The sequence below is a fragment of the Bradyrhizobium sp. S3.12.5 genome (genome assembly GCF_040548225.1).
GTDB lineage: Bacteria > Pseudomonadota > Alphaproteobacteria > Rhizobiales > Xanthobacteraceae > Bradyrhizobium > Bradyrhizobium cytisi.
The window spans coordinates 199548-224489 of the sequence record NZ_JBEPRF010000010.1 but is presented as its reverse complement, the minus strand read 5'-3'; the positions used below and the strand labels follow the sequence as shown (position 1 = coordinate 224489).

Annotated in this window: 20 protein-coding genes and 1 tRNA gene; 12 read left to right on the top strand and 9 right to left on the bottom strand. The window is 62.6% G+C overall.

The genetic code is table 11. From position 1 onward, the window contains the following. The first annotated feature begins 267 nt into the window (after positions 1-267). From ABIC09_RS16940 to ABIC09_RS16925, 4 genes are all read left to right on the top strand, one after another. A complete protein-coding gene (locus tag ABIC09_RS16940) occupies positions 268-900 on the top strand; it encodes an ATP-dependent Clp protease proteolytic subunit (protein ID WP_148753604.1) in 633 nt (210 codons plus the stop codon). A gap of 479 nt (positions 901-1379) precedes the next feature. Continuing rightward, entirely contained in the window at positions 1380-2651 is a 1272-nt protein-coding gene (clpX, locus tag ABIC09_RS16935) for an ATP-dependent Clp protease ATP-binding subunit ClpX (RefSeq protein ID WP_148753605.1), read from the top strand. Positions 2652-2975: 324 nt separating this feature from the next. Next, the gene (lon, locus tag ABIC09_RS16930; protein ID WP_354109963.1) at positions 2976-5399 is read left to right on the top strand and encodes an endopeptidase La; all 2424 of its coding nucleotides are present in this window, start codon (positions 2976-2978) and stop codon (positions 5397-5399) included. A 69-nt stretch (positions 5400-5468) separates the two neighbouring features. Continuing rightward, on the top strand, positions 5469-5873 hold the full coding sequence (locus ABIC09_RS16925) for a GFA family protein (RefSeq protein WP_354109962.1): 405 nt from the start codon (positions 5469-5471) through the stop codon (positions 5871-5873). 93 nt (positions 5874-5966) lie between these two features. Here ABIC09_RS16925 and ABIC09_RS16920 read toward each other — a convergent pair. After that, positions 5967-6043, bottom strand: a tRNA-Val gene (locus tag ABIC09_RS16920). A 216-nt stretch (positions 6044-6259) separates the two neighbouring features. Then, on the bottom strand, positions 6260-6616 hold the full coding sequence (locus ABIC09_RS16915) for a hypothetical protein (protein ID WP_354083098.1): 357 nt from the start codon (positions 6614-6616) through the stop codon (positions 6260-6262). Between the two features lie 312 nt (positions 6617-6928). On the opposite strand from ABIC09_RS16915, the gene ABIC09_RS16910 reads away from it, so the two are divergent. Further along, positions 6929-7789, top strand: a complete 861-nt coding sequence (locus ABIC09_RS16910) for a class I SAM-dependent methyltransferase (protein ID WP_354109961.1) — start codon at positions 6929-6931, stop codon at positions 7787-7789. 21 nt (positions 7790-7810) lie between these two features. On the opposite strand, the gene ABIC09_RS16905 is transcribed toward ABIC09_RS16910, so the two are convergent. The 7 genes from ABIC09_RS16905 to ABIC09_RS16875 form a co-directional block, all read right to left on the bottom strand. Then, positions 7811-8782, bottom strand: coding sequence for a cation diffusion facilitator family transporter (locus ABIC09_RS16905; RefSeq protein WP_354109960.1), 972 nt, complete (start codon positions 8780-8782; stop codon positions 7811-7813). A gap of 2 nt (positions 8783-8784) precedes the next feature. Further along, positions 8785-11997: a divalent metal ion exporter subunit IhpC gene (gene ihpC, locus ABIC09_RS16900; RefSeq protein ID WP_354109959.1), complete on the bottom strand. Its 3213-nt coding sequence runs from the start codon at positions 11995-11997 to the stop codon at positions 8785-8787. Further along, positions 11990-12967 (bottom strand): divalent metal ion exporter adaptor subunit IhpB, encoded by a 978-nt coding sequence (gene ihpB / locus ABIC09_RS16895; RefSeq protein ID WP_354032736.1) that lies wholly within the window; start codon positions 12965-12967, stop codon positions 11990-11992. Before ihpB ends, ihpC begins: the two co-directional genes overlap by 8 nt. Beyond that, complete coding sequence (gene ihpA, locus ABIC09_RS16890) at positions 12964-14238, bottom strand: divalent metal ion exporter subunit IhpA (RefSeq protein ID WP_354109958.1); 1275 nt, start codon at positions 14236-14238, stop codon at positions 12964-12966. Before ihpA ends, ihpB begins: the two co-directional genes overlap by 4 nt. 56 nt (positions 14239-14294) lie before the next feature. Further along, positions 14295-14582 carry a hypothetical protein gene (locus ABIC09_RS16885; RefSeq protein ID WP_354110009.1) on the bottom strand — a complete coding sequence of 96 codons (288 nt, stop codon included), beginning with the start codon at positions 14580-14582 and terminating at the stop codon, positions 14295-14297. A 175-nt stretch (positions 14583-14757) separates the two neighbouring features. After that, positions 14758-16005: a peptidase T gene (pepT, locus tag ABIC09_RS16880; RefSeq protein WP_354109957.1), complete on the bottom strand. Its 1248-nt coding sequence runs from the start codon at positions 16003-16005 to the stop codon at positions 14758-14760. Positions 16006-16135: 130 nt separating this feature from the next. Next, positions 16136-16435: an HU family DNA-binding protein gene (locus tag ABIC09_RS16875; RefSeq protein ID WP_148753615.1), complete on the bottom strand. Its 300-nt coding sequence runs from the start codon at positions 16433-16435 to the stop codon at positions 16136-16138. 669 nt (positions 16436-17104) lie between these two features. On the opposite strand from ABIC09_RS16875, the gene ABIC09_RS16870 reads away from it, so the two are divergent. The 7 genes from ABIC09_RS16870 (at position 17105) to ABIC09_RS16840 (ending at position 24873) form a co-directional block, all read left to right on the top strand. Further along, positions 17105-18250, top strand: coding sequence for a hypothetical protein (locus ABIC09_RS16870; protein ID WP_354109956.1), 1146 nt, complete (start codon positions 17105-17107; stop codon positions 18248-18250). A gap of 846 nt (positions 18251-19096) precedes the next feature. Then, positions 19097-21271 carry a DUF3987 domain-containing protein gene (locus ABIC09_RS16865; RefSeq protein ID WP_354109955.1) on the top strand — a complete coding sequence of 725 codons (2175 nt, stop codon included), beginning with the start codon at positions 19097-19099 and terminating at the stop codon, positions 21269-21271. A 139-nt stretch (positions 21272-21410) separates the two neighbouring features. Then, a complete protein-coding gene (locus tag ABIC09_RS16860; RefSeq protein ID WP_354109954.1) occupies positions 21411-21575 on the top strand; it encodes a hypothetical protein in 165 nt (54 codons plus the stop codon). A 373-nt stretch (positions 21576-21948) separates the two neighbouring features. After that, positions 21949-22497 (top strand): hypothetical protein, encoded by a 549-nt coding sequence (locus tag ABIC09_RS16855; RefSeq protein WP_354109953.1) that lies wholly within the window; start codon positions 21949-21951, stop codon positions 22495-22497. A 598-nt stretch (positions 22498-23095) separates the two neighbouring features. Beyond that, on the top strand, positions 23096-23620 hold the full coding sequence (locus tag ABIC09_RS16850) for a hypothetical protein (RefSeq protein ID WP_354109952.1): 525 nt from the start codon (positions 23096-23098) through the stop codon (positions 23618-23620). Next, entirely contained in the window at positions 23621-24202 is a 582-nt protein-coding gene (locus ABIC09_RS16845; protein ID WP_354109951.1) for a hypothetical protein, read from the top strand. A gap of 164 nt (positions 24203-24366) precedes the next feature. Continuing rightward, positions 24367-24873 (top strand): HK97 family phage prohead protease, encoded by a 507-nt coding sequence (locus ABIC09_RS16840; protein ID WP_354109950.1) that lies wholly within the window; start codon positions 24367-24369, stop codon positions 24871-24873. The last annotated feature ends 69 nt before the right edge of the window (positions 24874-24942 follow it).

The window sequence follows — 24942 nt, the reverse complement described above, 5'->3', positions numbered from 1 at the left end:
CAGTCTTCTATTAAGGATGATCAGCGAACCGGCCCAGCTAGCCAGATGGCCGGCTGGGCCTTTTTGCGAGAATCAGCTTCAAGTGCCCGGTGGATTAAGCCTTAACTCGTTCCGTACTTGTCTGGCGCGAATTGGGCTATATCTGTCGGTGGAGCCTGTATCTACGCGTTCCACTTGCAAGCGTTCTTCTACCAACTTCCTGCATCACGGGACGTCCATCGGCCTTCCGGCAAAAGTGGCGACGTCCTCCGAAAACCTAGGTGACTCATGCGCGATCCGGTTGAAACCTACATGAACCTCGTGCCCATGGTGGTCGAGCAGACCAACCGTGGCGAGCGCGCCTATGACATTTTCTCGCGCCTTCTGAAGGAGCGCATCATCTTCCTGACCGGGCCGGTCGAGGACGGCATGTCGACGCTGGTCGTCGCGCAGTTGCTGTTCCTTGAGGCGGAAAATCCGAAGAAGGAAATCTCGATGTACATCAACTCGCCGGGCGGCGTGGTGACGTCGGGCCTCGCGATCTACGACACCATGCAGTTCATCCGCCCGCCGGTCTCGACGCTGTGCACGGGGCAGGCCGCCTCGATGGGCTCGCTGCTGCTCGCCGCTGGTGAGAAGGACATGCGCTTCTCGCTGCCGAACGCGCGCATCATGGTGCATCAGCCTTCCGGCGGCTTCCAGGGCCAGGCCACCGACATCATGCTGCATGCTCAGGAGATCCTGAATCTGAAGAAGCGGCTCAACGAGATCTACGTGAAGCACACCGGCCAGACCTACAAGTCGATCGAGGACGCGCTGGAGCGCGACAAGTTCCTGACGGCGACTGATGCCAAGGAGTTCGGGCTGGTCGACAGGGTGATTGACAAGCGCGCCGAGGAACCGGCGGCGAAGCCTCAGTAACGCGAGCGAGGCGGCAATATCGATCCCTGGAATTCCTCTTGCGGATTCCTTGGGGGGATTCCCCGGGGATCGTCAGGGCAACGGTTCACGTTAACGGCGCACTTCGCGAGGGCGCAAAAAACGCAGTTCTGCGCCCTGCGACAGGCAGAAAGTTCCGCTTTCGTGCTTGTTTTTCGTGGTAATCCAGCAACGCCGGGGTGATTTCGGTCACTTCGCCCGTGCCAAGACCTGAAATCACGGTATTGTCACGGGTTGTCGGCGACCCCTCGATTAGCGAATTCTTGATAGTCGGGTGACAGCATGGTTGGCTACGAATGATCGGCTATGATCGCGGAGAATCGATTGACCGTGATTCGCACGGTATGTAACGCGTAGGGTCTTTTTTGGTACGGAATTTGCTCTATTTGAGTCCCTTACCCGCGAACGTTTCGGGATGGGACGATCGAGCGGACGGGATCGAACCGCGGACGGAGACATGAATGAGTAAGGTCGGCACGAGCGACTCCAAGAACACGCTATATTGCTCGTTCTGCGGCAAGAGCCAGCACGAAGTCCGCAAACTGATCGCGGGTCCCACGGTCTTCATTTGCGACGAGTGCGTCGAGCTCTGCATGGACATCATCCGCGAGGAGAACAAGTCCTCGCTGGTCAAGTCGCGCGACGGCATTCCGACGCCGAAGGAAATCTGCAAGGTCCTGGACGATTACGTCATCGGCCAGAGCCATGCGAAGAAGGTCCTGTCGGTCGCGGTGCACAACCACTACAAGCGCCTCAACCACCAGACCAAGCACAACGACGTCGAGCTCGCGAAGTCGAACATCCTGCTGATCGGTCCGACCGGTTCGGGCAAGACGCTGCTTGCGCAGACGCTCGCCCGCATTCTGGACGTGCCGTTCACGATGGCGGACGCGACGACGCTGACCGAAGCCGGCTATGTCGGTGAGGACGTTGAGAACATCATCCTGAAGCTGCTCCAGTCCGCCGACTACAACGTCGAGCGTGCCCAGCGCGGCATCGTCTACATCGACGAAATCGACAAGATCAGCCGCAAGTCCGACAATCCCTCGATCACGCGCGACGTGTCGGGTGAGGGCGTGCAGCAGGCGCTGTTGAAGATCATGGAAGGCACGGTCGCTTCGGTTCCGCCGCAGGGCGGCCGCAAGCATCCCCAGCAGGAATTCCTGCAGGTGGATACCACCAACATCCTGTTCATCTGCGGCGGTGCGTTCGCCGGCCTCGAGAAGATCATCTCGGCGCGGGGACGGTCGACTTCGATCGGTTTCGCTGCCCAGGTGATGGCGCCGGAAGACCGCCGGACCGGCGAGATATTCCGTCACGTCGAGCCTGAGGATCTCCTGAAGTACGGCCTCATCCCCGAGTTCGTCGGCCGTCTGCCGGTCGTCGCGACGCTGGAGGATCTGGACGAGGTTTCGCTGAAGAAGATCCTGACCGAGCCGAAGAACGCGCTCGTGAAGCAGTACCAGCGGCTGTTCGAGATGGAGAACATCGAGCTGACCTTCGCCGACGAGGCGCTTGGCGCGGTTGCCCGCAGGGCGATCGAGCGCAAGACCGGCGCGCGTGGTCTGCGCTCGATCCTCGAAGCGATCCTGCTCGAGACCATGTTCGACCTGCCGGGCCTGGAAGGTGTGGAAGAAGTCGTGATTTCCCGCGAAGTCGTGGAAGGAACGGCGCGTCCGCTCTACATCTACGCCGATCGGTCCGATCGCGCCGTCGAGAACGCCAGCGCCTGATTTTGCGGCGCTGGAACGCTCCAGACGTCTTTCATGGTAGCGGCTGCGGAAATGTACTCCGCAGCCGGAATTGCGTCGCTTACCTGCGTGCGTAAGCGCCTGATGGCGCGCGTTTTTCGATGACTTGACACCCCCCCGGTCGATAGCCACCTTATGTCGGCGGCGAGCGAAAATTCTGTTCAAGATTCGCCTCAGTTCCGATCCGGCAAGCCCGGTCCAACCTTCAAATGGTAGACCGGTTTGTGGATCACCTCGGCACCTTGTGGCGGTTGCGCATGAGAGAAGCGGGCTGCGTGCGAGGGGGCAAAGCAAAAGGAAAAGGCCATGACTAATCCAAAACCCCGGCCAACCATCGTCCATGGCGAGACGCACGCTTATCCCGTGTTGCCGCTGCGCGATATCGTGGTCTTCCCGCACATGATCGTTCCGCTCTTCGTCGGTCGCGAGAAGTCGATCCGCGCACTCGAAGAGGTGATGAAGAATGACGCGCTGATCATGCTCGCGACGCAGAAGAACGCGTCCGACGATGATCCGGCGCCCGATGCCATTTACGAGACCGGTACGCTTGCAAGCGTGCTGCAGCTCTTGAAGCTTCCGGACGGCACCGTGAAGGTGCTGGTCGAAGGGCTCGAGCGTGCACGCGTGCAGAAGTACACCGATCGCGCCGATTATTATGAGGCCACCGCAATTGCGCTCGCCGACACCGACGCGAAGTCGGTCGAAGCCGAAGCTCTCTCGCGCTCGGTCGTGTCCGACTTCGAGAGCTATGTGAAGCTCAACAAGAAGATCTCGGCCGAGGTCGTCGGCGTCGTGCAGGCGATCACCGATTTCGCCAAGCTCGCCGACACCGTTGCCTCGCATCTCGCGGTCAAGATCGCGGATCGCCAGGGCATCCTGGAGACGCTGTCCGTCACCACGCGCCTGGAGAAGGTGCTGGGCCTGATGGAGAGCGAGATCTCGGTGCTGCAGGTCGAGAAGCGCATCCGCTCGCGCGTCAAGCGCCAGATGGAGAAGACCCAGCGCGAGTATTATCTCAACGAGCAGATGAAGGCGATCCAGAAGGAACTCGGCGACGACGATGGTCGCGACGAGCTCGCCGATCTCGAAGAGAAGATCTCCAAGACCAAGCTCTCCAAGGAAGCGCGCGAGAAGGCGCAGCATGAGTTGAAGAAGCTGCGCCAGATGTCGCCGATGTCCGCGGAAGCGACCGTCGTGCGCAACTATCTGGATTGGCTGCTGTCGATCCCGTGGAACAAGAAGTCCAAGGTGAAGAAGGATCTGGAAGCCGCGCAGACGGTTCTGGACGCAGATCACTACGGGCTCGAGAAGGTCAAGGACCGTATCGTCGAGTATCTCGCGGTGCAGTCGCGCGCCAACAAGTTGACGGGCCCGATCCTGTGCCTCGTCGGACCTCCCGGCGTCGGCAAGACTTCGCTCGGCAAGTCGATCGCGAAGGCGACAGGGCGCGAGTTCGTGCGCGTCTCGCTCGGCGGCGTGCGCGACGAGGCCGAGATCCGCGGTCACCGCCGCACCTATATCGGCTCGATGCCCGGCAAGATCATCCAGTCGATGCGGAAGGCGAAGTCGTCCAATCCGCTGTTCCTGCTGGACGAGATCGACAAGATGGGCGCCGATTTCCGCGGCGATCCGTCCTCGGCCCTGCTCGAGGTCCTCGATCCCGAGCAGAACGCGACCTTCAACGACCACTATCTCGAGGTCGACTACGATCTGTCGAACGTCATGTTCATCACGACCGCGAATACGCTCAATATTCCGGGCCCGCTGATGGACCGCATGGAGATCATCCGGATCGCCGGCTACACCGAGAACGAGAAGGTCGAGATCGCGCGCAAGCACCTGATCCCGACCGCGGTGTCCAAGCACGGCCTGGACTCCAAGGAGTTCTCGATCGACGACGAGGCTTTGCTGCTTCTGATCCGCCGCTACACCCGCGAGGCGGGCGTGCGTAATCTGGAGCGTGAGCTCTCCACACTCGCCCGCAAGGCGGTGAAGGAGCTGATGATCTCCAAGAAGAAGTCGGTGAAGGTCACCGAGAAGACTCTGGAAGAGTTGCTCGGCGTGCCGAAGTACCGCTACGGCGAGATCGAGAGCGAGCCGCAGGTCGGTATCGTCACCGGCCTGGCCTGGACCGATGTCGGCGGCGAGCTCTTGACCATTGAAGGCGTCATGATGCCCGGCAAGGGCAAGATGACGGTCACGGGCAATCTGCGCGATGTCATGAAGGAATCGATCTCGGCGGCGGCGTCCTACGTCCGCTCTCGCGCGATCGTCTACGGCATCGAGCCGCCGCTGTTCGACCGGCGTGACATCCACGTGCACGTGCCGGAAGGTGCGACGCCGAAGGACGGTCCGTCGGCGGGCGTGGCGATGGCCACCGCGATCATCTCGGTCATGACCGGCATTCCGGTCCGCCACGATGTCGCGATGACCGGCGAGATCACGCTGCGCGGCCGCGTGCTGCCGATCGGCGGCCTGAAGGAAAAGCTGCTCGCCGCTGCCCGCGGCGGCATCAAGACGGTGCTGATCCCCGAGGACAACGCCAAGGATCTCACGGAGATTTCCGATGCGATCAAGGGCGGCATGGAGATCATCCCGGTCTCGCGTCTGGACGACGTCGTCGCCAAGGCGCTGGTGAAGAAGCCGATGCCGATCGTCTGGGAAGAGGACACCAAGGTGACGGTGAAGCCCGACGGCGATGAGGCCGCCGGCGGCCTGACCGCTCACTGAGATCGCAATTCGAAAAGATGATAAAACGGCGCCTTCGGGCGCCGTTTTTGTTTTTGGGGAAGGGATGCAATGCAGGTCGATGGGCAATGCCATTGCGGCAAGATCACCTATGAGGCCGAGATCGACCCTGAGGCGGTCTCTGTTTGTCACTGCACCGATTGCCAGACCCTGACCGGATCGCCGTTCCGGGTGACCGCGATCTGCACCAAGGCCGACGTGAAGCTGATCGCCGGTGCGCCAAAGGTCTACGGCAAGCGCGGCGACAACGGCCGGATGCGCCTCCAGCACTTCTGTGGCGACTGCGGTTCCCCGCTGTTCACCAGCGGCGAGGGCGACCAGGCCGACGATTGGGGCATCCGCTGGGGCTCGATCCGCCAGCGCGACCAATTGCGGCCCGTCAGGCAGATCTGGTGTCAGTCGGCCGTGGTCTGGATCGACGCGGTGCCGCTGCTGCCGGGGAGGCCGAAAGATTGAGCTGGGCTTGCGACAAGCCCGCCTGCGCCGGCCTCGCACCAATGAGCGCCTCGGCTGGCTCGCCAAGCCGTAGCCAGCGAAGCAGGCGAAGGCTGGTGGGCGGTCACGGATTCGAACCGCGGACCCTCTCGGTGTAAACGAGATGCTCTAACCAGCTGAGCTAACCGCCCGGGTGGGCCTCTTTAGCGCCCCGGCCGGTGTCGAGGCAAGAGCCGAACGCGCCGCAAACTGGCTCCAATTTGCGGCCTGGTCAGGGTTCATGCTGGACACGAGCAGCCCTGCAGCAGGGCCCGCTGGAGGGCAATCCGCTTTCGCAGCGCGAATCCGTCATCCGGCGGAAGAGGCGGCGACCGTGCGTGCCGCCGCCGCGCAATTCCCGCCCGACATCAGGCCGTCTTGGTGAACATCGTCAGGACGCCGTCGGCGATGTTGATCGCGACGACTTGCGACGAACTCAAGCCCTTCGCCTTGAGGACGGAGGCTGCCTGCGGTGTGGCGTCGATGGACTGCCGAAGCGACTGAATGTCTTTTTCGCTTGTCTGCGCCACGAGTTCATCGACCTTTGCGCGCACCGCCGGCTGCAATTCCTTGACGTCCACCACCTGTATGCTCCGGATCACCGTGCTGGACTGAGTGGACGGCTGTTCCGCGCCGGGCTGCGACGACGCGCCCTGCGCCTGCACCAGAGCCGGAGTTCCGAGGGAGAGAGCTGCAACGATGACGGATGCCGTGAAGCTGCGCATGGTCTGCCTTTCCGATTTGAGGAACTGCGAATCTACCGAGGAAATCTGGTTGGCATCTGATTCCGATGTGGCCGTTCGGTGAAACCAATGCGGCCGCAATGCGCACAGACGCGCTGTGCCGGGGCCGGTGATGTCTGCGGCAAACGCCGGCTCGTGCCCTGAGCTCGACACGAGGGCGCTGCTGCGAGCTGAGGCCGGAAAGTGCTCCCCGGTTCAGGCAGGGCAATCGCATATGGTGCGCCGGCTCAGGGAGTAGACTGGATTTGGCAGGTGGGCGATAGATGTCGCCTGACCTGAGTGACAGAGGCTCCGATGCAGCAATCAAGCGGACACGAGCAAAACGCCGACCAGATCGCCTATTGGAACGGCCCGAGCGGCCAGCGCTGGGCCGATCGCCACGCGGCGCAGGAGAGCGTGCTTGGACCCATTGCCGACGTGCTGATCGACCGCGCCAAGCCGCAGCCGGGCGAGCGCGTTCTCGATGTCGGCTGCGGCTCGGGTGCGACGACTTTTGCGTTCGCGAAGGCTGTGGCGCCAAACGGCTTTGCGCTCGGTCTCGATGTCTCCGAACCGATGCTGTCGCAGGCGCGCGCGTTTGCGCCGAAGGGGCTGCCGCTCGATTTCGTGCTGGCCGATGCGACGGTGCATCCGTTCGAACCGGCGAGCTTTGACCTGCTCGCATCGCGCTTCGGCGTGATGTTCTTTGCCGATCCGATCGCGTCCTTCACCAATCTCCGCCGTGCACTGAAGCCGACGGGGCGGCTGGCATTTGCCTGCTGGCGCGAGCCGAAGGAAAATCCGTGGATGATGGCGCCGCTGATGGCGGTCTACAAGCACGTGCCGAAGATGCCGCCGGTCGGGCCGGAAGAGCCGGGCCCGTTCGCCTTCGCCTCGGAGGAGCGCGTGACGCGCATCCTGAAAGGTGCTGGCTTCATCGACGTGGCGATGGAGCCGCACAATCTCGCGATGGACATCGCCATCGGCGGCGGGCTCGATGCCGCCGTCGACGGCTCACTGCAGATCGGCCCCGCCAGCCGCGCGCTGCAGGGCCATCCGCCGGAGACGTACGCTGCCGCCAAGGCCTCGATCCGCGAGACGCTCGCGCCGTTCCTCAAGGGGCAGTCAGTGGCGCTGCCGGGCGCGATCTGGATCGTGACGGCGAAGGTGGGATAGATTGGAGCGGCCGCACTCCCCTCACACCACATCATCCGGCGCCAGCGCGCAGCCATTGTCCGGATGCGTCTCGACCTGGAGCGTGGTGTGGCCGATGCGGAAGGTGGTCTTCAGCTGCTGCGCGGTCTCCATCAGGAACGCGTCGGCGCTGCCTGCGGGCATCACGAGATGGCAGGTCAGCGCGGTCTCGGTGGTGGAGATCGGCCAGACGTGGAGATCGTGGATCCCTGAGACGCCGGGCCGCGCCAGCAGGAAGGTTCTGATCGCAGCGAGATCGGTCCCCTTGGGTGCAGCCGCCATCGACATGTCGATGGAGCCGCGGAGCAGGTTGGTCGTGCCCCAGAGGATGCTGGCGCAGATGACGAGGCTGGTGAGGGGATCGAGCCAGAGCCAGCCCGTCCAGATGATCAGCGCCGCCGAGACGACGACACCAAGCGAGACTGCGGCGTCGGCCGCCATGTGCAAGTATGCACCTTCGATGTTGATGTCGTCCTTGCGTCCGCGTGCGAACAGCATGGCGGTAAAGCCGTTGATGAGGATGCCGATGCCGGCGACCACCATCACGGTGACGCCCGCGACCGGCTCGGGCTCGCGCAGCCGCAAGATCGCCTCCCAGCCGATCGCGCCGGTTGCGACCAGCAGGAACACTGCATTCGCGAGCGCCGCCAGAATGGTGGAGGCACGAAAGCCATAGGTGAAGCGGCCGCTCGGCGCGCGCCGCGCCGCGATCGAGGCGCCCCAGGCCACGACCAGGCCGAGCACGTCGGACAGATTATGGCCGGCGTCCGCCAGCAGCGCGGTGGAATTGCCGAGATAGCCGTAAACCGCTTCGGCCACGACCAGCGCGGTGTTGAGCGTAATGCCGATCGCGAACGCCTTGCCGAAATCGGCGGGCGCATGGACATGCCCGTGACCGTGCGAATGGCCGTGGTCATGGCCATGATCATGAGCGTGGCCGTGGTGGCGATGACCGTGATGGTCGTGACTGCTCAAACCTAGCGCTCCCCGGAAACCGCCAAATCAGGCGCCATTGTAGGCGTTTCGCCCGCGCCGTCACGCCGGAACAGTACATAGAGTGCCGGCAGCACGAGCAATGTCAGCACCGTCGAGGAGATGATGCCGCCGATCACGACGGTCGCGAGCGGCCGCTGCACCTCGGCGCCGGCGCCGGTGGCGAGCGCCATCGGCACGAAGCCGAGGGAGGCGACCAGCGCGGTCATCAGCACCGGGCGGAGCCGCGTCAGCGCGCCCTCGCGGACAGCGTCCGCAATAGGGCGTCCTTCGCTGCGCAGACGCTCGATGAAGGTGATGATGACGAGGCCGTTGAGCACAGCGACGCCCGACAGCGCGATAAAGCCGACGCCGGCGCTGATGGATAAGGGAATACCGCGCAGCAACAGTGCGGCGACGCCGCCCGTCAGTGCCAGCGGCACGCCGGAGAACACAAGCGCTGCATCCGCTGCCGATCCCATGCCCATGAACAGCAGCAGGAACACCAGCAGCAGTGCCACCGGCACGACGATGGTCAGCCGCTTGGTCGCCGAGACCAGCTGCTCGAACTGTCCGCCCCAGCCGATCCAGTAGCCGGGCGGCAGCTTGACCTTCTCGGTCACCGCCTCCTGGGTCTCGGCGACGAAGGAGCGCAGGTCGCGCCCGCGAACGTTGGTCATGACCACCACGCGGCGCTTGCCGTTCTCGCGGCTGATCTGGTTGGGGCCGGGCGCGATCTCGATTGTCGCAACCGAGGACAGGGGGACGTAGCGGGGTGTCGTGCCCGATGCCCCCGGCCACGCGGTCTTCGTGACCGCGGCTGCATCCTCGCCGGGCGGCAGCGGGATCGGCAGCGACCTGATCGTGTCGGGGTTGGCCCGCAGGATTTCCGGCAGCCGCACCACGATGTCGAAGCGGCGATCGCCCTCGAACAGCTTGCCCACCGGCTTGCCGCCGATCGCGATCTCGACCAGGTTCTGCACCTCGCCGAGACTGAGGCCGTAGCGCGACAGCGCCTGGCGGTCGAGCCTGACAGTGAGGATCGGCAGACCCGCGACCTGCTCGGTCTTCACGTCGGCGGCGCCCTCAATGGCGCGGACCACGCCGTTGACCTGCTGGGCGATACCGGCGAGCACGTCGAGATCGTCGCCGAAGATTTTCACGCCGACGTCGCTGCGGATGCCGGCGATGAGCTCGTTGAAGCGCATCTGGATCGGCTGGGTCATGCCATAGGCGCTACCGGGCAGGGTGTTGGCGGCGCGCTCGATCTCTTCGATCACCTCATTCTTCGGCTTGGCGGGATCGGGCCATTCCTCGCGCGGCCTCAGCGTGACATAGGTGTCGGCGACGTTCGGCGGCATCGGATCGTTGGCGATCTCGGCGGTGCCGACCTTGGAGAAGATGGTCGCGACCTCCGGAACCTGCTTGACTGCCTTCTCAAGCCGGAGCTGCATGTCGACGCTCTGGGTCAGGCTGGTGCCGGGAATCCGGATGGTCTCGATGGTGATGTCGCCTTCATCCAGGCTCGGAATGAACTCGCCGCCCATGCGTGTCGCGGCAAGGATGCTGCCGGCGACGATCAGCATGGCAGCGAACGCGACGCTGCCGCGGTAACGGATGGCGCGCTCGAGCAGCGGCACATAGATCCGCGTGGCCGCCCGCATGAAGACGTTCTCCTTCTCCGAGACCTTGCCGGTGACGACAATCGCCACCGCAGCCGGGACGAAGGTGACCGACAGCAGCGCCGCACCCGCGAGCGCCATCAGCACGGTCAGCGCCATCGGCGTGAACATCTTGCCCTCGGTCCCCGTCAGGGTCAGGACCGGCAGGTAGACCACGGCGATAATCAGCGTGCCGAATAGGCTTGGCTTGATGACCTCGCTGCTGCCGTCGCGGATGGTCTGGAGGCGTTCGTCCAGCGTCAGCAGCCGTCCGCGCCGGTGCTGCCCGGCGGCGAGCAACCGCAGGCAGTTCTCGACGATGATGACCGCGCCGTCGACGATGATGCCGAAGTCGATTGCGCCCAGACTCATCAGATTGGCGCTGACCTTGCTCTCGACCATGCCCGTGATCGTGAACAGCATCGAGAGCGGGATGACGCAGGCGGTGATCAGCGCAGCGCGGATGTTGCCGAGGATCAGGAACAGCACCGCGATCACCAGCGCCGCGCCCTCGACGAGATTCTTCTCGACGGTCTGGATGGTCGCTTCGACCAGATGTGTGCGGTCATAGACGGCGCGCGCAATCACGCCATCGGGCAGCGATTTCGCGATCTCCGCGAGCCGGGCCTTCACGCGTTGCGCCACCGTGCGGCTGTTCTCGCCGATCAGCAGCATGGCTGTGCCGAGCACCGTCTCCGTGCCGTTGGCCGAGGCCGCGCCACTGCGCAGGTCCTGGCCTTCCTGGACGTCGGCGACGTCGCGGATGCGGACCGGTACGCCGCCGCGCGAGCCGATCACGATGTCGCTGATGTCCTCGATATCGGCGACCTGGCCGGGCGCGCGGACGAGATATTGCTCGCCATTGCGCTCGATATAGCCAGCGCCGACATTGGCATTGTTGGCGGCCAGCGCCGTCATGATGTCGCGGAAGCCGAGCTTGTAGGCCATCAGCCGGCCGGGGATCGGCAGCACGTGGAATTGCCGCTCATAGCCGCCGATCGAGTTGACCTCGATCACGCCGGGAATGGTGCGCAGCTGCGGCTTGATGATCCAGTCCTGGATGGTGCGCAGCTCGGTCGGCGTGAACTCGGCGCCAGTGGGCGATTTTGCGCCGGCCTTTGCCTCGACGGAGTAGACGTAGATCTCGCCAAGGCCGGTCGAGATCGGCCCCATCGCGAGCTCGGTGCCTACAGGAAGCTGGTCCTTCGCCTGCTGGATGCGTTCGTTGACGAGCTGCCGGGCGAAATAGATGTCGGTGCCGTCCTGGAATACGACGGTGACCTGGCTCAGGCCATAGCGCGAGATCGAGCGGGTGTAATCGAGCTTGGGCAGCCCGCCCATCGCGGTCTCGATCGGGAAGGTGATGCGCTGCTCAGCTTCGAGCGGCGACAGGCCCGGCGCGCGCGTGTTGATCTGGACCTGGACGTTGGTGACGTCAGGGACGGCGTCGATCGGCAGGCGCGTGAAATTCCAGGCGCCGAAGGCGCCGGCTGCCAGCGCGAACAGGACCACGAGCCATCGTTGACGAATGGAGAAGCCGAGGAGGGCGTCAATCATGATCGGCGTCTCCCTTGCCCATCTCCGCCTTCACGACGAAGCTGTTTTCGGCGACGTAGTGCTCGCCGGGTATGAGGCCGGCGCGGATTTCCACGAATTGCGGATCGGAATCTCCAAGCTCCACTGGGCGCGCCTCGATCTTGTCGCTGTCCTCGCGGACGAACACGATGGTTCGGTTCTCCAGCGTCTGGATCGCACTGCGGCGCACGGCAACCGCGACATTGCGGGCGGCGAGGATCAGCCGCGCCGTGACGAACAGGCCGGGGCGAAGCCGGCCCTCCGGGTTCGGCAGCACCACGCGCGCCAGCGCGGTCTGGGTCTCGCTGCTTCCGATCGGCGCCATGTAGGAGATACTGCCCTTGATCTCGCCGCGGGCGTCGTCGGGATCGATCAGCACCTCGTCATTGAGGCGGACGCGCCGGAGGTCCTGCCGGTAGATCGACAGATCGACCCAGATGGTCGCGAGGTCGGCGACGACGAAGGCCGGCTTCTGCTCGGAGACGTATTCGCCGAGCGAAATCTGCCGCTCGATGACGGTGCCGGCGATCGGCGCCTTGAGCTCGTAGACGGTCAGGCTCTGGTTGCTCTCGATGCTGGCGAGCAGATCGTCCTTGCCGACCTTGTCGCCGATCCGCTTCTGGATCGATTTGGCGAGGCCCGGAAAGCGCGGGGTGACCTGCACCACGGCCTCCTGGTTGGCGCGCAAGATGCCGTTGAAGGACAGCGTATCGGTCAGCGTGGCGCTCGCGGCTTCCGCGAGCGTCACGCCGGCAGCGGCGAGCTTGACGTCGGAGATGCGGATGCGGTCGGCGCCATGCTCATCCTGCTCGACATGATCGTTCTGCCTCTCCGGCTTCTTCTCTTCGGTATGCGCGGCGGGCGCGACCCTGGCCGGGGCGAGCAGGGAATAGCCGTAGGCGCCGAGCGTGGCGGCAAGGATGGCGATGAGGACGGTAGAGGACGTCTTCATCGCGCGCTCTCCCGCGCCAGCGCAAACGGATTGCCGACGAGGCCTTCGATGGTGGCAACGCCGGCATGGAAGTTCTGCAGCGCCTCCTGCTCGCGAAGCCGCGCCTGGGCGACGCTGGCTTGGGCATCGAGCACCTCCAGCAGGGTGAAGCGGCCCTGGCCGTAGCCCTGCGAGATCGCTTCCGAGGCCTCGGTGGCCTTGGGGATCGCAGTCTCGCGCAGCACCGCGAGCTCGCGCAGGGAGCCCTGGAGCGAGTCGTAGGCGCGGCCGGCGATCACGATCAGCGTGTTGCGGTTGGCCTCGCGCTCGGCCTTGGTCTTGGCCAGGCTTTCCTGGGCGGAGAGGATGTTGCCCTGGTTCTGGTCGAACACGGGGATCGGCACCGAGACGGTGAGGCGCGCCGCATCGTCATTGGTCTCGTTGAAATGGCGCCAGCCGGCCGCGATCCGCACGTCGGGATAGGGCCTGAGCCGCGCCATCAGCAGCTCGGCATTGCGCTGCGCATACACTGCGGTCCAGCGCACCAGCTGCGGATTGGCGTCGATGGCGGCGACGACAGACTGGAACGTCGGCGGCCGTCCCATGGTGTCGAGCCGGCCGGAGACCTCGCCGAATTTCGCCACGGGATCGCCCATCAGCACCGCGAGCTCGCGCCGGGCGCTCGCCAGCGTCGCCTTGAAGCGCTCGCGATCGGCCTTCACCAGCGCCGAGGCGACCTCGGCGCGGCCGGTCTCTGCCGGCGAAGAGGCGCCGGCCTCGACACGGCGGCGGAGCAGCGGCGTCAGGCGATCGATCGCGGCAATCTGCTCGTCGAGGATCTGGATGCGGCGCTGCGCGCCGAGCACGCTGAGGAAGGCGATCGCGGTCTCCGACAGCACCTCGAGCCTGATTGCTTTGCGCTGGATTGCGGCGACCTCGATGCCGGCCGCGCCCGCCGCGATCCGCGCGTCGCGCTTGCCGAACAGCTCAAAAGCCTGGCTGATCTGGAGCGTCGTCTCGGCCGATCGGGTGCCGCGATAGATGCCCGAGCCGAACGAATTGTCCTGCTCATAGGACAATTCGGGATTGAGCAGGGCGCCCGCCTGGATGCGCTGGCCCGTGGCGACGCCGATGTCGCGCTCCGCCGCCGTCAGGCGCGGGCTCGCGGCCAGCGCGCGCGTCAGCGCCGCGCGCATCGTCAGGGTCTGGGCGTGGGCGTGCTGCGTCAGCCAGGGGCTGACGAAAATCGCCATCGCGCACGAAAGGTGCGCAGCAGTCCGTCTGCAAGACATGAAGGTGACCTGTGAACAAAAGCATCGTGGGCGCACGCGGCGCCCGGCTGGTCAGTTCAGGTCAGATGTTTGGGGGGCGGGGATTCTGTGTCAGGCGCAATGCCGATCAGCGCAGGCGCGCGCTGCGGAACCGGTGCGGCAACGAAGTGGGCTGCTGCTTCCGCCTGCATCAGCTGCGCCACGGCGACGGAGAAGCAGCCGTGGCAGTGATGGCCGCCGAGTGCCTTGTGATCGCCATGGCCGATGGAACCGTTGTCGACGATCGAGGCGATCTCCGAGCCGCCTGCGGGGCTGGTGACATCGATGTCGTGGGCGCCATGGAGCGCGCCGGAGAGCAGATACATGACCGCAACGAATACAGCCACGAGCCCGCGCCAGTTGCGCGAGCGGCTCGATCGATTGGCTGTGCAGGTGGCAGTCACGATATGACTCGAGTTCCCCGATACGGCTGCGGTACCACGGCGGCCGCAACGATGTCGACCCGCAACATTGTTACGTGTGCGAAACGCGATGTCGCCCCTACGCCTTTTCCTCCCAGATCATCGCCAGATGCACGATGGTCTGGACCGCCTTCTCCATGTCCTGCCGGCTGACCCATTCCAGACGCGAATGAAAGGCGTGCTCGCCGGCAAAGATGTTGGGGCAGGGCAGGCCCATGAAGGAGAGGCGTGAGCCGTCGGTGCCGCCGCGGATCGCGGTCCGCATCGGACGAAGGCCGGCGCGTCGGATCGCCTCGATCGCGTATTCGAGGATGTGCGGATGCCGGTCGATCACCTGCTTCATGTTGCGGTACTGCTCGCGGATCTCGAACTTGTAGGTCGAGCGCGGAAAGTCCTTCATCACGTCCTTGACGATGGTCTCGAGCAGGGTCTCCTTCTCCTTCAGCCCTTCCTCGGTGAAGTCGCGCACGATGAACGAGAGGGTCGCCTGTTCCAGCGCGCCTTCGATGCCGACCGGATGCAGGAAACCCTGCTTGCCCGACGTCGTCTCCGGCGAGCAGCCTTCCTTGGGCAGCCGCTCGACGATGGCCGCCGCAATCTTAATCGCGTGCTCCATCTTGCCCTTGGCATAGCCGGGATGGGCGCTCACGCCGGTGATGGTAATGGTGGCGCCGTCGGCGGAGAACGTCTCGTCCTCGACACTGCCCGCGCTCTCGCCGTCCATGGTGTAGCCGAAATCGGCCCCCAACTTCTTGATGTCGACATTGTCGACGCCGCGGCCGATCTCTTCATCCGGCGTGAACAGGATCTTGATGGTGCCGTGCTTCACATCAGGGTTGTTGATGAAGAAATGCGCGGCATCCATGATCTCGGCGACGCCGGCCTTGTTGTCGGCCCCGAGCAGCGTGGTGCCGTCGGTGGTGATGATGTCGTTGCCGATCTGGTTCTTCAGCGCGGGGTGCTCGGCAAAGCGGATCACCTGGGTCGTATCGCCCGGCAAGGTGATGTCGCCGCCGCGATAGTTCTTCACGACTTGCGGCTTCACATCCTTGCCCGTGACGTCGGGCGAGGTGTCCATGTGTGAGCAGAAGCAGATCACCGGCACCTTCTTGTCGGTGTTGGCGGGGATCGTTGCGTAGACATAGCCGTAATCGTCGAGATGGGCGTCAGCGACGCCCATGGCCTTTAGCTCGGTGACGAGGACGCGGCCGAGATCCTTCTGCTTCTCGGTCGATGGCGAGGCCGGGGAATTCGGATCGGACTGGGTGTCGATGGTGACGTAACGCAGGAAGCGCTCGGTCACGGTATGGACGAAGGTCAGGGACATGTCTGTTCAAACCGCCGGGTCTTTTGGGAGCAGGTCTTGGGAAGCAGGTCTTGGGAAGCAACCGGTATACCAGAAAAGCGGGCCGCGTTGCGGCCGGACGAAGGCGAATCCGACTAAACGAAAGGGAGCATCAGATCGCCTCTTTCAGTTCCTTGACCGGGCGGAACGCGACCTTCTTGCTGGCCTTGATGTGGATCGCCTCGCCGGTGGCGGGATTGCGGCCGGTGCGGGCGGCCCGCTTGCGGACCTGGAGGATGCCAAGCCCGACGATGCGGACGCGGTCGCCCTTCTTCAGATGCCTGGTGATCAGCTCGACGAGGTCGGTGAGGACGGCCTCGGCGTGCTTCTTCGAGAGGTCCTGGCTTTCCGCGATCTCGGCCGCGAGGTGCTTGAGCGTGATCGTGGCCGGAGCAGCTGCCTTCTTCGCCATATCTGGCCTCCTCGGGTGTCGCGCGGAAGCTTGCCGGGGCTCCCAAACTGCCAAGTTCCACAGGCCTAGACGATTCGGGATGAGACTGACTATGCCGGTCAGCGGGCGTGGGATTTTCGCGTGATTTCTCAATCGAATCCGCGCGTTCCTGCCGGCTGATAGGTCGAGATGCGGCACGATACTGCTAATCGGAATGAAGAGCCGATACTAAGCCTTTGAAGATGTTGTCACAATGTCGAGAGGAAGACAGCGCTCGACCCCCGCAGGCTCCGGCTTGGGCGCATCCACATCGAGACGATCAGTGCCGTGTCCCCGTAGCCAATCGGATTGCATGCACGTCGCGGTTAATGTTCAAGTGCCCGCGTGAACCCAAATGCGGCCGATAGCACGGCAGCAGGGGCGGCGGGGGCCGTTCGGATCGCAATTGATTTCGCCCAAGGCCGCGTTTGCGCGGTGTTACTTGGCGCGATGGCTTTTGCTGCGGTCTATTTCCTCGTCTACCCTGTCTGGCGATCGCAATTCCTGGTGGAGATCTGGTTCACCGAGGGATGGAACGCCTATTTTCAGGACGCGGCCGGCGCCGGTCGAGCGCTCTATCCCCCGTCTGATGCGCTGATCGTCAACAACTACCCGCCATTGTCCTTCTATGCGGTCGGCGCACTCGGCAGGATGCTTGGCGCCGACAATCTGTTCATCGGCCGTGCACTCTCGCTGACCGCGGTGATCGCGATCGCCGTCGAGATATTCGCCTGTGTCAGGCTTCTATCGGGAGGACTGGCTGGAGGCCTGTTGGCGGCCTTCTGGTACGTCGCGATCACGTCGCACAACTTCACCGCATATGCGGGTGCGAACGATCCCCAACTCGCCGGCGAGGCGATCATGGGCCTCGGATTGGTCTTGTTCCTGTCGCGCCAGCAGTCCGGCCGCTCGGTGCTCGGTCCTTTGCTCTTGATGGTGCTGGCCGGTTTCTGGAAGCACAACATGATCGCCATCCCGCTGGCGGCGATCGCGTGGCTTCTTATCAGGCGCGGCCGCTCTGCTTTCCCCGACATCGCGGTCAGCGCAGCCGTCGCGGCCGCAGGCCTGGCGCTCTGCGGAATTCTGTTCGGTCTCGACTTCTTCAGAAACCTCTTCGTCAGCAGGCATTATGGCCTCTCGCACTTGCTTTCGAACGTAGGTCATCTCCAATGGTCAGCTCCTGCGTTCCTCTCTTGGCTGACATGGGTTCTGTTCTCGAGAAGCCAGGCTGCAAGATTTACGGCGCTGCACGTACCCATCGGTCTCGGGGCATGCTTGCTGCAATGGCTCGGCGACAAGATCTATGGCAATGCCGAATTCGATCTCATCATCGCGCTTGCGATTGGCGTGGGCGTCGCCTTCGAAGAGATCAAGACCTCGCCGCTTGTTCGCCTGATCGGCGAGACCGGCACACGCGCCGTGCTGGTCTTGGTTCTGCTCCTTCGCTTCGTTGCCAGCGATCGCCAGGAACCGCTTCTTGTGATGTTTGACCGGGACTTCGAGCATCAGTTCTTGCTCAGCGAGCTCGCGGTCAAACGCGAAGCTGAAATTGTCTCTCAGACCAGCGGCGACGTCGCATGTACGGTGAAGGTGGTCTGCCGGGAGGCCGGCAAGCCGTTCGTCGTCGACGACTTCAAAATCGACGAGATGTTGGCGACGAAGCAAATGTCGCCTGATGGGCTGCATCGGCTCCTTTCCGATCGAGGTATCCAGACGTGCACGAACAGTCTTGCGACATCGGCCACCGTGAACACATCGCTAAGCCATGCATGGGCGCGCGGCGCGCTCGGACGCTGAAACGCAAGAGCCCCACCGGCCCGGGCTCGGTGGGCTCGAATTTAGTCTGCAGGCCAAACTGGCCACCCTGAAGCCGCGGCGCTCGCGAACGAACAGGGCCGGCAAGTCAGAGGTCCTCGGCATACCCAGGATACGCCGTACCAGGCTCCGTTAAGGCGTCTCTCTAAATGATTGATATTCCGCCATAAATGGCGCGAGAGACGGGGCTCGAACCCGCGACCTCCGGCGTGACAGGCCGGCCAGAAGGCCCCAGACTCCAATCATAGTTTCAACTTTCCGCGGGCCGAAACGAGCACCAAAACCGGCATAGTTGAAACCCACCCAATGGGCTCTAGTCCAACCGCAACACAACCGCACAACCGGATAATTCTCCTCAAGGTTGTGGGATGGAACAAAACGAGGGTGCCCCTTGGTGGACGGCCCCTGAACGGCGCGCGCGACACCGCCAACCCTGTTTTTGTGGGCGACATTTAGTATTTGGACCAAGTGAGCGTACTAAGCTTTACTAGCGACAACGCGGCACCTCTGGCCGCCTAACGCTCGATCGGCCCTTTAGCCGAGAGCACCGCGCCAATGGCGCGACCCCAACAGGGGGATCTCCAACTTTGAAAATCCTAACAGTCCGCCCGGCACCGCCTGGCGGCAGCATAATTGGGCATGTCGATATCGAGATAATCGACGGTGTCAAACTTTATGGGCTTCGAATCTCGAGGGCCGCGGATGGCACGTATCGCGCGTTCGCTCAAAATTCAGAGCGCGGTCGAACCTGCGCTTTCTCTCACGAGATTGTCGCGCAGATCGCTGAAGCAACTCTTTTTGAACTCTCATTGACGAGCCATCGCACACATGACCGACACGCAAGCTAAACTGGACGGCGAATTCACCGGCCTGCCTAACCCCGTCGACGTGGAGGCCGCATTCCAAGCAGCCACCGGAGCCGACGCTGCGCAGGCGTGGCTTGCCGAACGTGGCGTCAACTACACCGACGCGAAAATGATTGCGATTGATGACGAGGCACCGAGCGATACCTGCGTTTTCATCGACGCCGAACCGGACTGGATAGCCCTGCCGGTGTATCAGGCCGGTGCATTCGCGGACCTGTGCTTAATCCACCGCAACAATCCTAGCGCCTTCCATACCGTTTGCGGCAGGGCGCATTGGCTTGGTGCGGACAATGCCAGCCGCGCAAAAATCGTCATTCACGAAAACCCGGTGGAATGGCTGAGGGCCGGCTGTGGCGGTGTCGTTTCGCTGGCCGGGTTTGGCTACATGCAGCACTTCAAAGACCTGGCTAATGCCTGCACGATCGAATGCAGTACCATTGATCGCGCCAACGATATCTGGGAATGGACATTTGGGGGCGACCAGAAAGCGCTGAAGCGAATCCAGATCAACGGGAACCCCGATGCCATCCGAGATGAACTTGCTTGGCAGGCTGCCGATACCGCCAAGCGGCGCGTCAAAGATGTCCTGGATGTGCCGGCAGGGGCGGACCTGCATAAACTGTATCAACAATTGGATGCAGTTTTCCTACCGCCTGACAATCCAGCACCAGCGAATGACAATGCCGGTCCGGTGGACCTTTGGCAGCACCGCGCGCACCCGCCGTTACCCGCCAACCTGCTTCCGCCTGTAATCGAGGAATTTGCTCGTGCCCAAGGCGAGTTGATGGGTGTCGACGCTGGCGGTCTTGCGGCTGCGGCACTGGCCGTATGTGCCGCCGCAATTCCAGATTCCATCAAACTCAGGGTAAAACGCCACGATCCGCATTGGCTGGAATCGGCTCGTCTTTGGGTCGCTCCGATCGGCGATCCATCAACGAAGAAATCGCCTTTGATCTCGGCCGCTGCTGCCCCGCTAAAGCGGCTCGATCGCGATATGTTCCGTACTTACGAAGAGGCGCGCCGCAAACATGATTCACAGTCACCGGCAGACAAAAAGGACACGCCTGCGCCCAAGCATGTTCGTCTGCGCCTGGAAGACACAACGATCGAAGCCGCGCAGGAAGTCCTAAAGGATAGCCCCGATGGCGTGCTGTGCCTGCAGGACGAGCTTTCCGGCTGGTTCGGATCAATGGACAAGTACAGTTCTGGACGCGGTGCCGCCAAGGACCGTGGATTTTGGCTGCAAGCGTTTAATGGTGGGCCGTACACGATCAACCGCATCGGCCGCGGTGCCGTCCTGATTGAAAACCTGTCTGTTTCGCTCTTGGGCGGAATCCAGCCAGAACCAATCCGCGCCCTAGCCGCCGAAGCACATGACGACGGCTTGCTTCAACGGCTATTTCCAATCGTTCTCGGGGCAGCTGGCGCGGGTGTGGACAAGCCGGTGCCTGATGCGGCAGCCGCATATGACGCGCTGGTGGCTCGGCTCACACGCCTACGCAAGCCAACTGGGGACGGGAGTTTAAGCAGCTACATTGAGACGCCTCTGCGGTTTGACGATGCGGCGCAGGGTCTGCGAAGCGCCCTGGCGCAGAAGTACTTTGAAATGCAGTGCGGATGGGAGTCCGTAAACAAAAAGCTGGCATCGCATCTCGGTAAATATGATGGGCTTTTCGCCCGCCTGTGCATTGTGTTCCACTGCATCGAAAGCGAAGGCGATCGGCCAGCATCTGTCATCACCGAGGACACAGCAAAGCGTGCTGCAACCTTCCTTGAGGAGTTCCTATTTCCTCATGCGGTGGCCTTTTATGTTGACGTTCTCGGCATGGCTGACCGCAACGATTATGTGTTGGCAACGGCCGGCTTCATCCTCGCACACAAACTGAACGTGATTTCAGTGCGCGAGGTGCGTCGCGGCGACCGTATCATGAGAAACATGTCGATCGATGAGGCGCGCGCCGTCTTGGAGCAACTGGATGCCTTCGGCTGGCTAGAGCCAGTTCCCTCCGTCCGTCATGATTCAACGACATGGCAGGTGCTTCCTTCAGTACACCGGCTATTTGCAGACCGCGCCGAGGCCGAGAAGTCGCGCCGAGAAGAGGTGCGGAAGATAATCTCCGGTTCGCTACCGGGTTAACGCTGGCAAGTGGCCGCAACTGGCCCTTGCGCGCGCGTCAACTAGAGCAGATTCCGCCTTTTTACTATCAAGGGACGGTCTCAATCTTATTGCCCCGCGCGCGCAAGGGACTCTCGCGGCCACTTCGGGAGGAATGAATGTGATCGATCCCGACACGATCGAAGACGCCGACGAATGCGATGGCGAAGCTCTGCATGCCTATGGTCGCGACCCCACCACTGGTCAGTGGCGATGGGCGTGGGTGCCGGTGGAGTCGCTTATAGAGGCCGGCCGCGGCGACCTGGTGCCGTGGTTGCAGGCATAGGGCCCATCCCGAACTCTGCGGCCTTCGCGCTAACTACCGGCCGCATCCAACAACGATACAAAACCATAACAAAAAAAGGAATCGAGGCGGGGTACGGGGCCATCCCGAACTCTAGACCTCTGGCGCTACCTACCGGCCGCTTAAATCAGCAACCATAATCGCCCTCAAAAAAAGGTTCTGGGCCACGGGGGGCATAAAAGTCCAAACCGACCATCTCCCGCCGACCAGTCGTCCCCTCACCGGTAAATTTTATTCCAGAGTTTTGATTATTTATCAAAGCGACCCTTGAAAATAGGACGCTTTGATTTATCGGCCCACCGCCGAAAGCACCAGAGGCCGCGTAGACGGCCATCATGCCACGTTGAGGAACTACATGCACCACGCCAACGACAACCAACCGCTCGGCGCCGACCGCGTGATGGAGATCCGCCCATCGCCACAGGAGCTGAATCGAATATTGCATCGCCGCTTCCCCGGTATGGGGCCCGCCCATGGCTGGCAACTGGACGCGGCGGCGCGCAAGACGTTCAGCGCCGACTTTTCGAAGTGGTTCGGCCTAGACGGCCGCTGGCATTCTACGGCGGAGCAATATCGTCAACCGCGAGGTAAGCGCAGGGCCGTGAACCAGGCCGGCGCGGACAGCAAGCCGTCCCGGCCGGTGATGTTGGAGCACGACCAGGACGTCGGTGCGCCTTGGTCGCGATGGTCGATCGTGGTTGCCGAAGGCGCGGAATTTCTGGCGGGTCGCACGGTCCCTGCGGTCGGCGGACGTCAGATCAGGTTCGATGCGGCCGAGGACGCCATGATAGCATTGCTCGACGCCAAGCGCGCGCCACCTGTCGCGGCCAACGACAATGAACCCATCGGTAGGCGCCGAAGGTCGCGACGGAAATATTCGCGAACTCTTGCCCTCGCGGCCTGAATTCGCATTTTAAGCACAATTCGGAACGTATCCCGTCGAGGGCTACACGCTCTCGACGTGACGTGCACCTTGGCGCGCCGGCCACCACCCGGCGTCGCCACCCTTTTTCGGCGTAGTGCCCATCAGCCGCGATGCGGCTTATGATTCCCGCTTTATCTCACGTTATTTATTCGCACTTATCGACAGGATGCAGTGCGCCGTTAAAGGGACCAACGAAGTATTTCTGTCCCTTCTTGCAGGACACAATACATGCGTTAGCAGCGTCGGAACACTTCTTCATGCCGCCAACTTGGTCCGTCCCGCTGTAACTGGAAATACATGTACCCTTCATCGTGCTGCAACTTTCAGCAAGTGAAGGGGTCGGTGCAAGAAGGAGGGCGGTAGCGGCAACTATGCTTCGATGAAATCCCATTGTTTCTCCAAGTCCCCTGACACGCAAAAGTTAAAGCTAGGCGATTCTTCGCCGCCCATTCAAGTGAGTCGCAGTGTTCGGTCGGATATCAAGGACCGGACCTGGAGCCGTGAAGCCGCCAAGCGGCTTTTTATTTAACCCACCAATCGCAACACACCAGTTATGGAGGATGGCCAATTGGCCTCAATGAACGCCGTGCTCGACGCGATCGAGCGCCATATTGGCTTCCCGCGGTCGCGCGGCTCTAGCGTCGGCAGGCGCTTGCAAGAAGCCAAGTTGTTACCGCTCGGAGGACCGGGCTACGCGCCTGAACTGGACCAGCGGGACGTTTGCCTTTTGCTAGCGACGTTCATGGGGGCGCCGGTCCTGCATGAATCGCCGGAGCACGCGCGGGCCTATTCCGCCATGACACCAGGCGGGGCGGTCTTGTCAGCCGACGCGCCCGACTGCATTCCGAGATCGGCGCTGGAGTATCTGGAGCTGAAATCCGAAATCTCTATTGGCGGCGATCCTGATGCTATCGATGACGTTCGCGGCCATCGTTTTGAATTCGTCCACGGCTGGCGCGAGCTCTCAGCACATACGCCGGAAGGCGCTGTCACGCGGTTTGTACTGCCGGGACAGTTGGCATCGCACCAGCAGGCGCCGCACCGAGTTGCGGGTGTGGTGAAGGGCGAGGCTTTTGTAAGTTTGATGAAGGATCTTTTCTGAATGGCACCCTTGAAAGCAAAACCAGCCGACGATTTCCGCATTCCATCGCTGGCGGAAGCAAGCCCGGAATACGCCGGCCTACTCGAAAAACGACAGGAATTGAGCGACCGGTACCGTGATCTGAGCGGGGAGCGGTCTAAACTTAGTGGTGACATCGAAGCCGAGAAGGCTGCCGGCGGTCAACGTCTTTCGCCGGGCGTGGCTGCGTTGCTAGGTGATGCTCCAGATAAGCTGACGCTGATGTCGCAGCGCATGCGTGAAGTCGCGACCTCGATGGACAATATCGAGGCAGCCCAAGAGGTAATCCGCAGACGCATGGATGAGGCTCGCAATGGTGCAAGCAAAGTCGTTTGCGACACAGTTCGTCACGAATATAGGCGTCGCCTTGCTGCAGTGTGTGAGGTTGCTAAAGCCTTGGAGGCCGCTCGCGAGGGGCACGATGCGTTGCTTGACGATATCGAGCGGGAAGATGTGAACTTGGCCTACTTGCGCCCTGTGCGCGCGCATTTCTTAGGCGACAGACGGGATGGGAAGATCGGTTATTTTCTGAAGGAATGTGCGGAGGCCGGCCACAATGTCTAAGGGCGCTGAACGTACTTCTGACACCGCGGACAGAAAGCCTGTTCGTCGCCGTGTGAAGATGCCGGGCGAGAGCCGCCACTCCGAATGCTCGGACTCACCAGCCGTGATTGCGCGTAAGTTGATGCAAGCGAAACGCGAGAAGAGATTGCGGGTGACGCAACGCAATGGCTGAAACTATCTCAGGATTTGCCATTTCGTGGAACAGGCCAGCTGTCATCGCGGGGCTGTTCGAGGAAAGGTTCGCGCGTGGTGCATTCGATAAACACCTCGCGCAGAATCCGGACGTGGCCGCCCTGTGGAGCCATGATCCAAGCAGGCCGCTGGGGCGTGTCAGTAACGGCACCCTCAAGCTGCGTTCGGACGCAGTTGGACTCTATTACGCGTTAGAGCCCAATCCTGATGCGCCGTTAGGGCAGGAGGCCTTGGCCACTGTGGGTAATGGCACGGTCACCGAGGTCAGCGTTTCTTTTACTCCGGTGGTCGAGGAATGGACTGACGATGGGGACATTCCGAAGCGGCTGATCACAGAGGCAAAGCTTTACGAGATCAGTTTGGTGTTGTGGGGCGCATATGGCAGCGGCACCTCGGCCCAGATTAGCCGGGCATCCAGCAACAACGAGGCAGCCAAACGTCGCATTGAAGCGAAGATGCGTGCCCGCGGCATGCTGTAGGCAGGGCGGGGGGTATGAGCGATTTCAGGAAAATCGCTTTTTCAAAGACCGGCGCCACACCTCAGCGTT

What these genes read in the sequence shown, in the direction of transcription:
- ABIC09_RS16940 (WP_148753604.1), top strand. Translation starts at nt 268, where the DNA reads ATGCGCGATCCGGTTGAAACCTACATGAACCTCGTGCCCATGGTGGTC.
- clpX (WP_148753605.1), top strand. Translation starts at nt 1,380, where the DNA reads ATGAGTAAGGTCGGCACGAGCGACTCCAAGAACACGCTATATTGCTCG.
- lon (WP_354109963.1), top strand. Translation starts at nt 2,976, where the DNA reads ATGACTAATCCAAAACCCCGGCCAACCATCGTCCATGGCGAGACGCAC.
- ABIC09_RS16925 (WP_354109962.1), top strand. Translation starts at nt 5,469, where the DNA reads ATGCAGGTCGATGGGCAATGCCATTGCGGCAAGATCACCTATGAGGCC.
- ABIC09_RS16915 (WP_354083098.1), bottom strand. Translation starts at nt 6,616, where the DNA reads ATGCGCAGCTTCACGGCATCCGTCATCGTTGCAGCTCTCTCCCTCGGA.
- ABIC09_RS16910 (WP_354109961.1), top strand. Translation starts at nt 6,929, where the DNA reads ATGCAGCAATCAAGCGGACACGAGCAAAACGCCGACCAGATCGCCTAT.
- ihpC (WP_354109959.1), bottom strand. Translation starts at nt 11,997, where the DNA reads ATGATTGACGCCCTCCTCGGCTTCTCCATTCGTCAACGATGGCTCGTG.
- ihpB (WP_354032736.1), bottom strand. Translation starts at nt 12,967, where the DNA reads ATGAAGACGTCCTCTACCGTCCTCATCGCCATCCTTGCCGCCACGCTC.
- ihpA (WP_354109958.1), bottom strand. Translation starts at nt 14,238, where the DNA reads ATGTCTTGCAGACGGACTGCTGCGCACCTTTCGTGCGCGATGGCGATT.
- ABIC09_RS16885 (WP_354110009.1), bottom strand. Translation starts at nt 14,582, where the DNA reads ATGTATCTGCTCTCCGGCGCGCTCCATGGCGCCCACGACATCGATGTC.
- pepT (WP_354109957.1), bottom strand. Translation starts at nt 16,005, where the DNA reads ATGTCCCTGACCTTCGTCCATACCGTGACCGAGCGCTTCCTGCGTTAC.
- ABIC09_RS16875 (WP_148753615.1), bottom strand. Translation starts at nt 16,435, where the DNA reads ATGGCGAAGAAGGCAGCTGCTCCGGCCACGATCACGCTCAAGCACCTC.
- ABIC09_RS16870 (WP_354109956.1), top strand. Translation starts at nt 17,105, where the DNA reads ATGCTTGGCGCCGACAATCTGTTCATCGGCCGTGCACTCTCGCTGACC.
- ABIC09_RS16865 (WP_354109955.1), top strand. Translation starts at nt 19,097, where the DNA reads ATGACCGACACGCAAGCTAAACTGGACGGCGAATTCACCGGCCTGCCT.
- ABIC09_RS16855 (WP_354109953.1), top strand. Translation starts at nt 21,949, where the DNA reads ATGCACCACGCCAACGACAACCAACCGCTCGGCGCCGACCGCGTGATG.
- ABIC09_RS16850 (WP_354109952.1), top strand. Translation starts at nt 23,096, where the DNA reads ATGAACGCCGTGCTCGACGCGATCGAGCGCCATATTGGCTTCCCGCGG.
- ABIC09_RS16845 (WP_354109951.1), top strand. Translation starts at nt 23,621, where the DNA reads ATGGCACCCTTGAAAGCAAAACCAGCCGACGATTTCCGCATTCCATCG.
- ABIC09_RS16840 (WP_354109950.1), top strand. Translation starts at nt 24,367, where the DNA reads ATGGCTGAAACTATCTCAGGATTTGCCATTTCGTGGAACAGGCCAGCT.